Here is a 14,850-nt window from a genome sequence, read left to right on the forward strand (position 1 = left end):
GCAAACAAAGCGGACGCGTCAGCACTCGCTACGCGATATGGCGAGCAAGCGAGCCGACAATCGTGCCATTGTGATAAACGCGCTTACCGCTGCACGCGACCGCCGAGAAATGGTGCTGAACGCACCCCCACGACCGCAGGCAGTCTGTTGCGATCGAGGTAGAGCAACGGCCACAAGTGCCGTACGATCACGACGATGGTGCATGGTGGTTGGTCCAGTCTGGCGCGCAACGCCAGCCTTGTGAATATCACGGCATTCAATGGGAGGACTCGTCGATGACGCTGCTGATTCAGATTGCCCCCGGCGTACTGTTCTCGTCCGATGTCCTGAGCCCCGAATGGGGCCGCGAGCGCTGCCGGAACGAGCGGGGGGGCGATGCCATTGCGAGTTCGCCTGTCGCGGAGCAACCGCAAATGGCGGCACCGGAGCATGATCGCGAACCCTCAACGGCCAGCGGCAATCAATTGTCGTTGCTGTAGTCCCGGTCACCGGCGACAACACGACCAGGTCGACCGCTGTGATGACTGACCAAAAAGGGAGAAGCGCGATCTCGTTGACCACGGGATTCCAATCCGTCCGCGACCTGCATGCTACGATGCTGACAAGTTTCAAGAGGGTGTCCGTCGCTTGTGCTCGCTTGGCGAGGGACAACCGAACCTCTTGAGACCCAGAGGGGTGCCGCGTGGGCCATAGCTGCAGCCCTCGCTTCACGACGTTGGCATTCCTGATGACTTCGGTATGCGAGTGCAGTGAACCGTTGCGGACGACGCGGCAAGCTACCCGATAGCTGCGGCCATCAGCTGGTCCAGCACAAGCGCCAGCACGACCGCATAGGCGTGAAGCATTATGGGCAACGTCATGCCGTTCGAACGAATTCTCGCCACTGCGAAAACCACGCCGACAAGAAAAATCGTCAAGTTCGTCGTCCAGTATTGGTAAGCGTGGACGTACGAGAAGAACAACCCGGTTGCACATACCGCGACCGCTGCGACCCACCAGCTCGCACGGAAGGGGAGCATAGATAGCAGGAAATGGCGGAAGGCCAACTCCTCGACTACCGGCGGAAGCAAAAGCATCGCACCGATCATCACGACAATTTGTAGGGACGTCTTGGACTGAAAGAGCGAAGCCATGATCGGTTCACGCGGCTGGTGTGTTAGCCATGCGAGCCCGTATCCCAGGAGATACACGAGCGTGACCAACGCGATGCCGGTAACCACGTCTCGCCGCTTGAACGCCCCAACAAATTGAATGTCGGGAAACACCAGGCGCCGATGGACGTAGAACATGCCGCCAAGAAATACGAGCGCGGGGACGTATGCGAAGAGGATCGTGTAAGACTTGGCTTCGGAAGTCAGCCCGAACTGTTCTACCACCACACCAAGCAGAACAAGCTCGAGTAGTCGATAGCCCCAATAGACGAAAAATCCGAACAGCAAGGCCCAGCGCCAGCTTTTGGCAAACGCTTTCGCGCTGCGAGGGGGAGGGTAGCTGGGTTCAGTAATCGTAGTGGCCATCGGGTTTAGTCTCTAGGGTAGGAGGTGATGATCTGCTTAGTTGGTTGATGCTTGTACCCGGAAACTACGTGCGCCCGGATGTCGGAAGTGAAGTGATGAGCACCGCACCGCATGAGGTCTTGTGGCCGTCGAATGATGCGAAACTACCCTCCACGTTGAAATCGGCATCACCCTCCACGATCACACACTCGCCGTGGATAGGGCAGGTGCAGCGGTCGCCGACTCGTGCGACCGGCCGTCCCATGACTTCGCTGTTGGGCGCGCCTAACTCGACGCGTCCTCCGTGACTGTGTACGTCTCCAACCCGAATTACACCGCGCATGAAAGCTCCTGCTACTGGTTCAAGACCGACGTAGACTCTGCCGCACGGTCACATCGATTTTCCATCGTGCTGGCAATTCACGTGCAGACGCCATATCGCTTCATTTGCGTGCTCTGAACGCTTTGATCGCTTTGACCAAACCCACGATAACCAGGGTGAGTCCGATTACAACGATGAGAACCGGCATGGAGAAAACGAAGCTCAACTGAGCATTGCTTTGCATATGCCACTGGTCAAATGCACCAATCGCCAGAAACACAATAAGAACGGAGAAAAGGCCAATTCCCGCGCCAATTAACCCAACGCCCCACCCCAACAATTGATGATGGCGTGAGGGTTTGTACGCCCCCAGTCCCATAGCAAACCTCACGTCGAAAACGGATGACGCGCGCACCGCGCGTCGTCCACGTTGCTCCATGTCACGCTGCGGTTAGCTTAGAAGCTGTAGCCTTGCCCGGACCGACTGTAATCGACGTCGTGCCGCTTTCCCCACCAGGGCAGATACGCACTGCCTTCGCCGGCCGCGCGGAACCATGGCTTCTTTGGATCGACCGGATTCAGCTTCGCAGGAGGAACAACGACAACGGCCATCGGGTGTTCGGCATCGTTCGTGCCGGCAACCAGCGTATTCCCGCCGAGATGGTTCGCGCGGCCGATCGCGAGTGCCACGTCGGTCAGCGCGGTACCGGCACCCATCTCGCCAAGCAGCGCCGGCGTGTTGAAGGTCTGCTTCTTGAAGTCGTACTCGGGCAGCACCTCGGTCAACGTCTGTGACAGCGCACCAAGCCGTGCAGACGCAACGTCGCTGCCCTTGCCGGCGTCGTGGACCACGTAGTGCAGGTCCGCCGTCGTCACACCTGCATTATGGGCCGCCTGTTCGATGGTCGATTTCCACGCCTGCACTGCGCGCGTCGTCCCGGACTTCTTCTCGAAGTCGTTCACGTTGCCGACAGCTACGCGCCCGACCCATGCGAGCGGTTCACGCTCCGTCTTGAAGTCCGGACCCGTTAGAACGAGCAGAACCATGTTCTCGTTCATCTGGTTGTCTTTCGGCGGGAAGCTCGGCGCATCCCAGTTCATCACCCATACGCTCTGGTCGGGGTGTGCTTGCAGATAGTCGAGTGCGCGATTCAGCGAAGTGAAGCCCGCGTTCGGACCACCGGGCGTGATGTGAACGTCTGGCGGAGTATCCTTGCTCCACAAACTTGGTGCATCCTGATTGCCAATCTCAAACATCGACACGAACTGCTTGACCAAGTACTTTCGAGATTCCTCCGGATCAAGGCGTTTTTCCGGAATTGCAAACTCGATGTGGGTTCCAGCCAGCTCTCGCCACCCCTTTCGTTCCTTTGAGTGGACGTTGTAGAAATACACCGGGCTCATCACGTAAATTTCGCCGAATAAAACGAGAAGTTGATCGATGTACTTCTCATAAAACCCGTCAAACGTCTCGCGGCCATCATTGCCATAGGCTACGCCGGCGACTGGCTGCAAGGTGGTGAAGCCTTTCGGATCCTCCTTGACCATGTCATCGTGCTCGTTGGGCTGAACGAGACCCATCGTCCAAAGCAGCTGCCATTCGGTCGGATAGTCGCGCCGTTCTAGCGGATTGAGCCACGCGAGCCCAACGACTTGCGCGCGAAACGGTTGATTGGGGACTGGGGCTGCCACGGCGACGCTAGCCCCTGTGCCAACCGTGGTTGCCGCGACTTTTTCTCCGCCAGATTTTCGAAGTCCCGTCCAGAGCGCCAACACAGCGACCACGACCAACAGCGGCAACACAATCAATCGTTTCATCCATTCCTCAACCGAGAGCGGCTGCGGTGCAGCCTGCTGAGCATGATACGTCCAGGTCGCCGCTATCGCGACCGACAACAGCAAGATGGCAAGCGCGACGGCAACACGTCGCGGCCGAGACGAAATGAGCGCGCTCATAAGGAATGAGCCGCGTCGAGAATCATCCAGCCGTCTCTTTCATCAACGATTTTCTTCGGCATGTGCGCATCGGGATCTTCTTTGATCCAGCGAGTAAGAAAGCTTCCGTTCATCTTGCCTTCGTGAAAATATTCCGCATATTTTTTGTGAGGGTTGGCTTTATCCAGCCCCTTTCCGAAGCGCCAGTCGGCTTCAATACGCAAATCCCTCCAGTCGTCCGGCGTCAGCTTGCACAAGCCGATCGCGACATCATAGGCGAGAGCGTGCTCCGCATGCATCGCGTTCGTCATGATCGTCGAGTGATTGGTCGGGTTGTTCTTCTCCGTCTCACCAAGGTAAGCCGTTACGGTGGCCCCGGAGTACTGCTTTGCCTCGCCGTTCGAGTTGAAGCCTGGTTGCTCTGAAATGACGTTGCCGTTTCCGTCCATCAACGCGCTGTTTGTCTTTTCGTTATGCCGAACGGTTTGGCGAACGATCGCGTGCATTTCGTAGCGCATATCCGCTTCGCTGTCTTCGTTGCCCAGCGCAGTGGCACCGCCGTAGTTGTCGATTGCATCGCCCGACTTCTTTTCCGCAGCAGTTTTGCTCTTGTCGCGCGCAGCGGCGACCGGGTCATTGCCTTCGTTAAAGAGGCTGGTTGCTGCCGGGCCGTCATGGACGGGCGACATCGGACTACCGTATTTCATTGCGACCGGGGTGAAAGGGTGATCCAGCTTGGGTGCGTCGATCGGAATCGCCCACCAGTCGGGTGGCGTCGCATTGACCGCCGGCCGTCCGATGTTGACGAGCGTTCCAATACCTCGCATCTTCCAGATCCCCCACATGTCTCGAAGGGTCGTTCGGCTTTGCAACGATTTGATGATCGAGAACTGTGCTTCGGGCGACGGGGGATACCAGAAGCCTTTCGTCTTTCCCTTCTTGTAGCGCCAGTCATTCTTGGTGTAATCGTAAAGCTCCCCGGGCTTCTGGCCGACAAGGTAGCCCGAGGCGAATACACGTTGCGTGAAGCAATCAGCGCCGCCCGTGACTTCGATTTCATATGGGGTCAATCCTCGCCAACCGATCCCCTGGACGGTCGTCGCGGAGATCACTTGATCGTGCGGACAACAGTAGAGGGTAACCCGACCGTAGGTACGGTACGTGTTTCCATAACCTGTCGGTCCCATGGAGGTTTTACCCCATACCTGAAGCCCGTGCGCCTGTCGATCGTCTGCTGCCTTGTAGGGTTTGCCTTTTGACGACGTGCACATATTCGACATTTCCGGATCGATATCCTCTGGTGTCGGTTCTTGGCTGAACCGAGCCCGGATAATGTCGAAGAAGTTGGACAGAGTGTGTACGCGAGCTTCCCACGTTTCACGGCCGCGTCGGCCTTTTGAATCCTTTGCGGTGCGTTGAGTCCAGGAATCGGTCTTGAGGTCGTCAACCAAGCTGTATGGCGCGTTGGCCAGCACATAGGCGTCGGCGACACAATGGCCGGATTTCCCTTGGCCATCCTTCACATCAGGCAATTGGTCGCCCAGAAACGCGGCCGTGATCCCGACGATGTTGCCTTGGCTATGACAAACCACAGTGATCGGACAATCCGCTTGCTTTTTCCGAATCGACTCGATCAATTTAGCGAGACGCAGGGCAGCCATTACCCCGTAATGACGATTAGGTGTTGAGTACACCATCCGCGCGGCAACGGGGTTCAAATCCTGGATCTGCAGCCACAGAAACAGTCGGTCGTTGACCCCGACGTTCCACAAGTCCGGAAGGCTCGAACACCCGTTTGCAAATGGGCCGCCCCCCCAGTAGTTTTGTTCGTTCAGGAAAATGTTCCCACCAAACTCCTGCAGCTCTTCCTTATTCGCCTTATGTCCCCACCGGAAATGGATGACCGGTGACCACGAAGGGTCGGGTTGCACGTAGGTTTGCGGCGTCATCTTCGGATTGACGAAGCCGTCATTCGTCAGGAACTTGATGTACTTAGCCGGGGTAAGCTGTCCGCCCTCGGGGCCTTTGAACATCATCTGATCGTCGAGCCGCCCAAGGCGCCGATTCAATCCTCGGCAGATACCTTCTTCGGCCGGGCCGAACCACTCCCCCTCGGAGTTGACCCCGTGCACGAAGATCACGACGCCTGGCAACGGCATCGGTTTGACTGCAACGAGTTCCTTCTTCTTGTTGGGCAGTAGAGTGCCCTTGGCGGTCGCGGCTGGACTGCGTGGTGTTGTTGGCATGACCCGTACCCTGTAGCTCGTTTATGCGTCTTTCTTGAAGAATTTCACGACCACCTGTTCGAACTGGTTGTGGTCGATCGGGGGCATCGTGCCGGCGCTGTCTGTCTGGCCGTTCACGATTTCACCCGACGCCTTGTGGACCTCGCCGACGTAACCCTCGATCGGATTGCCGTCGGAGGCCCGCACCAGTTTCGGCACCCGCCCGAGCGGCGCATGGTCGAATTTCGGCATGTCCGTGCTCATGCTGGCCGGGCCTTGCCACGAATGGCCGGCCGATTTCACGGTGAACTTGCCCGGACATCCGAGCTCAATGTCGCTGCCGTGCAGCTTCAGGTAGGCCCCGCCGGACGTCGTGAAGACCACCTGGTCGTTCGCCATGCCGGTGATCTTGCCGTCGGCCGCCGAGAACTGGATGTTCTTGGCCGAATCGATCTGCGTGTCGTCGGCCTGGCTTTGCAGGATGACCTTGCCTTGATTCGCGATCGCCGATACGCCATCGCTGTGGGCGAACATTGCAACGCCGCGGCCACCGTGCAGGTTGATGCGCTGGCCACTGGTCAACTGGACATGTTGCTGCGCGACCTGGTCGATGTTCTCGCCCGCGTACGTCACGTGCGTCTTCGGGGTGATCGCAACCGAGCCGGCCTGAGCGCCAAACGCCATCAGCGCCTGCGAGCCACCAGCTTCGCCGGCACCAGTCCCCGATGCGCCACCCGCGGGCGTCCAGCTCTTGAACGCTGATGCGACGGCCTGCTGGCCGGCCGTGTCGGTCGCCTGTCCGCCGTGCTCGCCCGCATAGTCCCCCAGCGACTTGAACAATTCGGTGCACTCGCCGAGCAGCTGCAGCAGCTCGTCGCGATCAAGCTGGCCACCGCTCGCCTGCGAACGAGCGTAGGTCGTCAGCAAGATGCCTTGTGCCGCACGCAGCGCTGCGGCCGCGTCGGTGCGCAACTCCGCGCCTTCGCCACGATCCTTTCCTTGGCCGTCCTGGCGCGGTTGCGTCAGGTAGCCCAGATTCAGCTGCGAATGCGCGTGCTCGCTCGCCAGCTGACTGGAAATCTGGCCTGGCGTGTCGTCGAGGCGTAGTTGGTTGTAACGCTGGCCTTTGATTTCCTTCGTTTTGATACCCGACACATACCGGTTGCCTGGCAGCGAACCGGTGTGCGTGAATGCTGCGGGTGGATTCGCACCGTTGCCGAGGACCGCAATGATCACCAATCGGTCAGGATCCCCGCCGATCGCGCCGAGCAGGACCTCCATGCCGATGCGGGGAAGAAACGACGCACCGAACTGCGTGCCCGCCAGACTCGACGCCACTCGGACCGGTGCGCTGTCGCCGGCATTGTCGTTCGTGCCGGCCCCTTGTGCGTGCGAATGGTCAGCGGGATCCAGGCCGTGGATCCGCACATAGACTCGACCGAGCTCGTCGGTCACAACTTCATCGCCGTCCCGTGTGACGATGACGCCGGTCAGAAGATGAACCGGAGGGAGGTCGATCTTCGGATCGTACGCGGGCGTGATCGGTACGCCGCGCCGCACGCATGTGAACGTGTTCTCGTAACGCGTATCCGATTCAGTGGAAGAGGGCGCGAGCTGGGCCGGCGAAGGCGACACCAGGTTCTTGCTCGCAGCGAACAGCATCTGCACGCGCTCCGTCAGCCCCTTTGGCAGATTGTTGGAGACGTCGTGGCGAATCGACGTGATGACGAACTGCCGCTTGTCGGCCGCCTGCATGTCCAGTTCAGGATCGCCCGTCAGCGTGATCCAAGTGCCGACCGCGAGATCACGAATCCCACTCGCCCCATCGTACTGTTCAGCTTCGAATTGATGAGCCAGCATGCGTGAGCGGGTGAGTCGATCGTGATCGTCCCATGAGTCTCCTGCGTGCGGGACATCGATCGCGACGTCGGTCAGGAGCTTGGCGAGGTCATTGCCGGCGTCGCCTTGGTCGACACTACCGGCGACCGTCGACTCGTCGATGCGCGCCTTTTTGTAGTCCCACGAAGGACGGCTGGCGGTGCCCGGTACCAGGCGCGCGTGCAGCGCGAACAGCGTAACGGTATCGCGCTCTTCGGTGCCGGCGTCGCGCGGGTGAAGACGGACTGTTCCGGCCACGCTTTCCTGCAGCGAGTCCGGATTGTCGCAGCAGATCAGCGTATGGATCGGGGTATCGTCCTGGCCGCTCGAGCTGCCCTTTGCGGGGCCGGACTTCGCGAAGATCGAAATCCCTTCGCGACGCACCAGACGCCGCACAAACGCGGCGTCCGACTCGTTCACCTGCCGAGTCAATTCTCGGGGCGGATAGCGATCGCGATTCAGAAAGGACAGGTCAAACTCGAAAGCGCGGGCGAGGGCAGGGCTGCGCTGGCGCCATTCGTTAAACATCACGGCGAGGATGTCGACAACACTTTGCTTTCGGAAAACGCGCGAGTTCGTACGCTTGTCCATCAGCGAGAGCGCATCACAAATGGTCAGCTGGTAAACGCAAAGTTCGCCATCGCTCTGGCCAATCTGCACGTTCTGGATAATCGCGTTGATCGTGTGCAACTGGCCGCGGTCGGTCACCAGTCGCACGGAGACCGGCACGCCGATAAAGAGTGTTGGCGGTAGGTCGTGTCGGGGCGAAACGCAGGTGAGATGCCCGTGAATCCCGGTCATCAGCCCCTCGTGAACGTTTGCGTGCTGAAGCGCAAGGAGACGCCCCAGCGTTCCTTGCAGCCGCCCGAAATTCAATGCGACCGGGCGCCGGTTCCAGTCGACCGCGCCCGATGCAAAGCTACTGAGTGTTTCGCTGATGCTCACTTCGGCCCTCTCTGTTTCTTGTTCATGTCCTGCCAATCGCGACGTCGACCGAAGGCCTGCGAGGCGTCAGGCGATTACGTCGCGCGGCACGAAGTGCCAACACCCGGCCTCCGGGTCGTACAGCGCCAATTGCTCGGCCTCGCCAGCCGGCACAACTATCGGAGCGACAGCGTCGAGCGCGGCGACTGCCCGCCGGAGCGAGCTTTCTTCGACCGTCGGCGAAGCGAGCCACCGACGCGCGATCTGCAACGTGTCTCGCCAGGCAAACAGCCCGGCGCGCTCGTGTAATCGATCGAGTATCGCCCACGTCTCAGCTTCGATCGCCATCACCTTATGGCGCCGCGGGCTCACGCGCCACCGTGCCGCCTGGTCTCGAGCCGCCCGGATGAGATGGCCATCCTGATGCGCAACGAGCCGATTCTCGTGAGCCAGCCACGCTACATGTACGGTCAGCGGCCGCTGCCGAAACGTGTTCGAAAAGAAGATGCCCACCGGCAAGCGGCTCGACTGCAGAACCGACTCGACTGCGTCGGAATCCTGGCGCCGCAGGAACACCATCTCCAGCAGTGCGTCGAACGGCGACAAAAAGCAGCGGACTGCTGGGCCGAACCTCGAGCGATCAGCCAAAACCGACGAGACATCCACCGGTGTTGGCGTCGTCAGGACGAAAACCGGCTGCTCCGGCTCCAGCGTCTTCATGGCGTCGAACAGATGGCCCGGACTCGACATCAAAACGTACGAAATTCGGTCATTAGATCATAAGACGATTTGGTCAAGTCATTCTAGGCGGGCAGCTCCAGACAGAACGTCAAGCATTGTTACGTCGCTCGGTTGCTCCTCGCGCTGGTGCCAGTGCCATACTCCCCGGCCTTCCGTAGAGGGGTGGTCTTGATTTCCGTGCGCTTTTCCGGTTAGACGCCTTTAGGCCTGGCAAGGCCTTGCCTTGCGGCCCTAAATATTAATTCCGATAAAACAATGGCTTAGTGTCTACCCTCCGCTATCGAAGCAGAGGGTGTCTCCGGACGAGGTGAATCGAAGATGAGAGGTCCCTTCACCGGCGGCGCAAGTTCACCCCGTCGTTAGGCGCTCCGACTGGTTGACGGAATGGGGTTGTCGGCCGCGATGCTCGGCAAGATCCGCTTTGCGTACAGTGACACGGGAAAATTGAAGGTGCCGCGCAAGTTGATGCCTTCGATATGAGTTGGGGCGATTCGCCGGAGTTGCTCGGTCGCGATCGGCTGCCCCCGACTAGCTTCGATGTTCTCCAGGGCTCGTTGCATGTGGGTGGTGTTCCAAGCCATCAAGATGTTCGAGAGCAGGGTCAACGCCGATGACACTGCCGCGAGCGATTCTTGGCGCCGAGCTAGCTCCACCGGAATGCGACCGATGTGAATCGCGCGTTGCACGGTATGCACCGCTTCTCCCCGATTCAGGGCATGTTGCAACTCCGACCGGAAAGAGGCATTTGTGAAGTAGTCGATCAAAAAAATACTTCGGAATAAGCGGCCGATGTGAACGCCGCCATCGTACACAGCCTGCCCTCGAGCAGCTGATCCGAATCTGGCAATCGCTTCGACAGCCGTGCATTGGCCAGAGCGAATCGATGCGGCGATCCTCACGAACTCGTCCCACACGTCAACGATGAGACCGAGTCGGACGTCCCGATCCGTGACCCCTGCGAGCCGCGCCGGCACCACCTGACTGCGAGGCACGTGCAAACGTCGGTCACGAAGGTGTGACAGGCGAGGGCATAAATCAAAGCCAAGTGCCCGGGACACGCCCATCGCGAAATCGGTGTAACCGTGCGTATCGACGGCGAGTTGAGCGATGTCCTTGGTTGCGCTTTGCCGGACGACGCCCTCGATTGCTGCGCCTGCTTGTCGCTCATTCAGGATGATGGGCTGGTCGTAGAAAATGCCCCAACGATCCAGCACATGCGTGTACATCCCGATGGATGCAGTCCGGCGACGTGGATCCGCACGCGCTCGCCAAATCGTCCGGGTTGTCTCCAGCGACATCATGTCCGACGACGCTAGATCGGCTCGACCCCAGTGGGCGGCGATCGGGTGTTCGTGCATGAATTCAAGGACGGCGTCGGCCGCTGTACGCAGCATTCGTTCGTCCGCGAGACGCTTCATCATTTGGCGAATCGCCTCAGTTGACACTTCCGGGACCATCCGAGAAATATCAGCTGCCGTCAGCGAGGTGCCGTGAGCCAGTATCGCCGAATACACCATCAGTAACTCGGTGCGTGACCGCGGCTCGCGTCCAAGCAGGATCCAACTGAAGCGTGTCGCACTATCGATCTCGAGGATGATCTCGGGAAATTGGCCTGGCGGATGAGCTTCGAAGATCTGACGGCGAAGTTGATCGGCTTCTGCGTCTGGATCCTGCGCAGCAATCGGTTCGAGGTGGACAGCAGTATCAACCCGGATCGAACCATTGACCACGGCATCATCGAGTAATGCGAGGCGCTGTTCGAGCTGTTCAAGGATTGGTCCGAGAAATTCGTTCGGGTCTTGGGGCAGGCCGAGGTGTCCATAGTGATTGTTACGCTTTGCCTTCCACTGCTCGGCCGAGATCAGCATATGCGACTGACTTCTGAACGAGAAGCTGTGGTTGATGAAAACCGAGCCGTTGCGCAGGGCGACACGGAGCGCAAAGAGGGTGGCCCACTCGAAAGCAACCATGGCCCGCAGCCGATCGTAACCATCGATCGCCTCGCGCCACGCGCGCCCAAGCCTGATATTGACCCCGTCGGGCAGGAGATAAGCGCGACGTCGATATAGCACACGTAGTAACGAGAGAGCATCGACTACAGGATGAGCACCCTCGGCCTCGAACGGCAACTGCACGATCCGATTCAAAAGGTTACGGGCGTAGTACCGCTTTCGGACCAGGCACTGCCGGATCTGGCTCCGACGGCTGGTGGGATGCGGTTGCAAAACATCGTCTGCAAGCAGACAAAGCTTCTCCCCGAGCTGTTCGCGCGAGAGGGTTTCATCATTGGCAAGTGCTTTGACGGCAAGCGCGAACTCGCGGAGTTGATCCGCGGCCTTCATCCGCATCGCATCCACTTCGCGTGACGTGTCGTTGACAACCTTCAGTACCCATCGCCGGAGCATCTCGAGTACCTGATCAGTCGCAATACAGAGGGAATATCGCATGAAGCAGGCGGCTTCGATTCGTCGGCTTTGGGGTTCGATTCGCTTACTGATCGATGGCGGGCGGCTTGCACAACGGCGGGCGTAGTGGCGCACCATGGCATCGTTGCATTCAACCGGCCAACGCGTTGCCACCTCGTGCATCGTGAGCAAGTTGACTTTGTCGAGGATCTCGCTCATCTGATGGGTCGAGTTGCGCAGCGGGACGGCCCACAGCCATCGCTGGAGACTTGAATGTTCTCCATGGGGCTGAGCCAGAACTCGCGCCCAACTCTCGAGTTTTTCCATACCAACAGCCTGCTCGAGCGCGCCGTGCAATTGCCCCTCAATGTCGCGTACAGCCTGGACGACAAACTGCCTGAGCATGCGCTCCGGTGGTATCACGATGCGATGGTCGTAGAACCAACGTTTGAGATCGTTCGTCAACTGGCCGCGTTCCGGGCGACCGGAGAGTTGTTCTTTGAGCCAACGGATGACATACCGACGTTGATGTTCCGCGACGGCGCGAAAATTGATGGCGTCCCGAGCAAAGCGCTGGTGGTCGGATAAGGTCTTGAGGTTGCCATCGTAAAGTGAACGTAACGTGCCTAGGTCTGGCGGCTTTACATTCAGCTGTCGGCCAAGATGTCGCAAGAGAACTGTGGGGATCTGCTTGTACGAGCCGAGCGGCCGGCCGGTCATGCGCAGAAAGCCGATGTGCAACGCCACCGCGAGCCGAAAGAGATCGGTGCGTCTCGAATCAATGGCAACACGCTCGCGCTTGGAGAACGTGAAGAATGTCGCGAGCTCGAATTCGCTCAGCTCGCGCGGCACCTGTCGGATCCCGAGATAAGCCAATCGCCAGTGGTCCATCAGCGACTCCGCATCGATGACGAGAGCGGCCCAGCGTAGCGAGGCAAAAAATGAGGTGCTACGGGGAAAGTCGGGATGGCAGCTGCAGCTGTCGATCGCCTAAGAATGGTGCCGGAACGAAAACGAGCCGAGGCGCTCAAGCTGCGCGAGCTGTCGTCGTTGAGACCAGGTGGCGTGCGTCAACAAGGAGCTTGCTCGATGCAGAATTTTCTTGCGACCCTAAAACGTCGCTAGTTTAGCTTATGTCAAATGTTGTGCTCGTGCGCCCAATAACCTTCGACCGCACGCCGTCTCAATCCTCCCACCATACCCATGCGAGACCAATACTAGGCGAGTTGCGCTGCATCTGTTTTACGGCAAGCATGGCTACTGGCTGAATGCCGAATCATCCACGGCCCACGAGAGGCTTTGATGCCGCCAGCATGATCCCCTGCGGCCCCTCGGGCTCATCCATCCCGAACTCTCTACCGGTTCATATCGGAAAAGTTACGTGTCCGCGTTCATGCCCGTCATCTCGGCCGCGCAATTCATCGAACGGGTCAATCCGCGCCTGCCGTTGCATCACGTGTTCAAGGCCGGGAATTTTCCGTCAACCGCGCAGTGAAATATCGGTTCCATATCGAGCGCGCGTGATTGCGCGCACCTTGATGAGGCATGTGCCGACACTATAATTTTTGAAGGCAGATTCGCATTCGAACGGTCATTCCACACTCGTCGAAAAAAGGACGCATTGGCGCCGGCAGCCCGTCCGGTCGTCGGATCGGTAAAGTATGATCGTTGTCTCGTCCCGCCGATTCCCGCTGCGCCCATATCGGCCGGATTCTCCATCATCTGCCGGGCGCGAGCGCAGGAGCCACGCATGCTGGACAACCCGCCCATTACCGAAAATCACCTGCTTGCCGCACTGCCGGAAAACGAACGCGCTCACCTCGCCCCCCACCTGACCGTTGTCGACATGCCGTTGGGAAACGTGCTGTACGAGTCGGGCGGCCAGATGCATCACGTCTATTTTCCGACCACGTCGATCGTGTCGCTGCTGTATGTGATGGAGGATGGCTCATCCGCTGAAATCGCGATCGTCGGCCATGAGGGCATGATCGGCGTGTCGCTGTTCATGGGCGGCGAAACGACGCCGAGCCGCGCCGTCGTGCAAAGCGCGGGGCAGGCCTACCGGCTCGACGCGCGTATCCTGAAAGAAGAATTCCGACGCGGCAATGCGATGCAGCGCCTGTTGTTGCGCTATACCCAGGCGCTCATCACGCAGATGGCCCAGACCGCGGTGTGCAACCGGCATCACTCGATCGACCAGCAACTTTGCCGCTGGCTGCTGCTCAGCCTCGACCGCCTGCCTTCGAACCAGCTGCGCATGACGCAGGAACTGATCGCCAACATGCTGGGCGTGCGCAGGTCGGGCGTGACCGAAGCGGCATTGAAGCTGCAGGACGCGGGCCTCATCCGCTACAACTACGGCCATATCGAAGTGCTGGATCGCCCTGGGCTCGAAAAACGCGTGTGCGAATGCTACAGCGTGGTCAAACGCGAATTCGATCGCCTGCTTCCCGATCTGAAGCGACTCTAGCCGCTACTACGCCGCATCGTACCGGCCTTTCCCGCACGTGCCCCTGGCGCCACGCGAAGGCGTGGAAGCGACCCGATATCTCCGTGACATCGTCTCATCCGGCTACCCTGTACACCGGGTACATCGGCGCGCCATCGCCACGATCGTTACTTCCGCGATCAGCGATATCGCTGAATACCGGCGACGACTCGATGGATCGCGGTCACGCAGGGCGCGGCCCCGCGCCGCGCCGTGCAACCCGCGCTAACGGTGCCTGACGTGCGACACCTTCCGGTGATGCTTTCGATGGGCCGGGCGGGAAATCATCCTGGTGACACCGCCGACCGACGGTGGATCGCTGGCGGGGAATGTCCCCTCGACTGCCTCGTCGACATTGCGTTCGCTCTTGCCGCCGTTCGTATGCTGCTCTCGATACCTGCTGCGCATAACCGCCTCCGTGGCGCTGAGTGTCGGA

General features: G+C 59.5%; 10 protein-coding genes. 2 read left to right on the top strand and 8 right to left on the bottom strand.

Features of this window, described 5'->3' with window-relative positions; translation table 11 throughout:
- The first annotated feature begins 275 nt into the window (after positions 1 to 275).
- A complete protein-coding gene (locus KR541_RS36275; protein ID WP_089487601.1) occupies positions 276 to 479 on the top strand; it encodes a hypothetical protein in 204 nt (67 codons plus the stop codon).
- Between the two features lie 297 nt (positions 480 to 776).
- Here the strand turns inward: KR541_RS36275 and KR541_RS36280 are convergent, their stop codons facing one another.
- From KR541_RS36280 to KR541_RS36315, 8 genes are all read right to left on the bottom strand, one after another.
- Positions 777 to 1,517 (bottom strand): CPBP family intramembrane glutamic endopeptidase, encoded by a 741-nt coding sequence (locus KR541_RS36280; protein ID WP_176016861.1) that lies wholly within the window; start codon positions 1,515 to 1,517, stop codon positions 777 to 779.
- A 64-nt stretch (positions 1,518 to 1,581) separates the two neighbouring features.
- Positions 1,582 to 1,839, bottom strand: coding sequence for a PAAR domain-containing protein (locus KR541_RS36285; RefSeq protein WP_089484732.1), 258 nt, complete (start codon positions 1,837 to 1,839; stop codon positions 1,582 to 1,584).
- Positions 1,840 to 1,939: 100 nt separating this feature from the next.
- Positions 1,940 to 2,257 carry an ABC transporter permease family protein gene (locus tag KR541_RS36290; RefSeq protein WP_143750925.1) on the bottom strand — a complete coding sequence of 106 codons (318 nt, stop codon included), beginning with the start codon at positions 2,255 to 2,257 and terminating at the stop codon, positions 1,940 to 1,942.
- 17 nt (positions 2,258 to 2,274) lie between these two features.
- On the bottom strand, positions 2,275 to 3,774 hold the full coding sequence (locus tag KR541_RS36295; protein ID WP_176016860.1) for a virulence factor: 1,500 nt from the start codon (positions 3,772 to 3,774) through the stop codon (positions 2,275 to 2,277).
- Positions 3,771 to 5,999: a T6SS effector phospholipase Tle3 domain-containing protein gene (locus KR541_RS36300; RefSeq protein WP_089484730.1), complete on the bottom strand. Its 2,229-nt coding sequence runs from the start codon at positions 5,997 to 5,999 to the stop codon at positions 3,771 to 3,773. Before KR541_RS36300 ends, KR541_RS36295 begins: the two co-directional genes overlap by 4 nt.
- A gap of 21 nt (positions 6,000 to 6,020) precedes the next feature.
- On the bottom strand, positions 6,021 to 8,801 hold the full coding sequence (locus KR541_RS36305; RefSeq protein WP_176016859.1) for a type VI secretion system Vgr family protein: 2,781 nt from the start codon (positions 8,799 to 8,801) through the stop codon (positions 6,021 to 6,023).
- A 66-nt stretch (positions 8,802 to 8,867) separates the two neighbouring features.
- Positions 8,868 to 9,500: a hypothetical protein gene (locus KR541_RS36310; protein WP_143750924.1), complete on the bottom strand. Its 633-nt coding sequence runs from the start codon at positions 9,498 to 9,500 to the stop codon at positions 8,868 to 8,870.
- 380 nt (positions 9,501 to 9,880) lie between these two features.
- The gene (locus KR541_RS36315; protein WP_089484728.1) at positions 9,881 to 12,817 is read right to left on the bottom strand and encodes a Tn3-like element ISBusp1 family transposase; all 2,937 of its coding nucleotides are present in this window, start codon (positions 12,815 to 12,817) and stop codon (positions 9,881 to 9,883) included.
- A gap of 859 nt (positions 12,818 to 13,676) precedes the next feature.
- On the opposite strand from KR541_RS36315, the gene KR541_RS36320 reads away from it, so the two are divergent.
- Entirely contained in the window at positions 13,677 to 14,396 is a 720-nt protein-coding gene (locus tag KR541_RS36320) for a Crp/Fnr family transcriptional regulator (RefSeq protein WP_089484727.1), read from the top strand.
- The last annotated feature ends 454 nt before the right edge of the window (positions 14,397 to 14,850 follow it).

Source organism: Burkholderia sola, assembly GCF_905400185.1.
Taxonomy (GTDB): domain Bacteria; phylum Pseudomonadota; class Gammaproteobacteria; order Burkholderiales; family Burkholderiaceae; genus Burkholderia; species Burkholderia sola.

Coding starts and splice junctions, on each gene's coding strand:
- KR541_RS36300 (WP_089484730.1), bottom strand. CDS start 5,999: ATGCCAACAACACCACGCAGTCCAGCCGCGACCGCCAAGGGCACTCTA.
- KR541_RS36320 (WP_089484727.1), top strand. CDS start 13,677: ATGCTGGACAACCCGCCCATTACCGAAAATCACCTGCTTGCCGCACTG.
- KR541_RS36315 (WP_089484728.1), bottom strand. CDS start 12,817: ATGGACCACTGGCGATTGGCTTATCTCGGGATCCGACAGGTGCCGCGC.
- KR541_RS36280 (WP_176016861.1), bottom strand. CDS start 1,517: ATGGCCACTACGATTACTGAACCCAGCTACCCTCCCCCTCGCAGCGCG.
- KR541_RS36290 (WP_143750925.1), bottom strand. CDS start 2,257: ATGGAGCAACGTGGACGACGCGCGGTGCGCGCGTCATCCGTTTTCGAC.
- KR541_RS36285 (WP_089484732.1), bottom strand. CDS start 1,839: ATGCGCGGTGTAATTCGGGTTGGAGACGTACACAGTCACGGAGGACGC.
- KR541_RS36275 (WP_089487601.1), top strand. CDS start 276: ATGACGCTGCTGATTCAGATTGCCCCCGGCGTACTGTTCTCGTCCGAT.
- KR541_RS36295 (WP_176016860.1), bottom strand. CDS start 3,774: ATGAGCGCGCTCATTTCGTCTCGGCCGCGACGTGTTGCCGTCGCGCTT.
- KR541_RS36310 (WP_143750924.1), bottom strand. CDS start 9,500: ATGAAGACGCTGGAGCCGGAGCAGCCGGTTTTCGTCCTGACGACGCCA.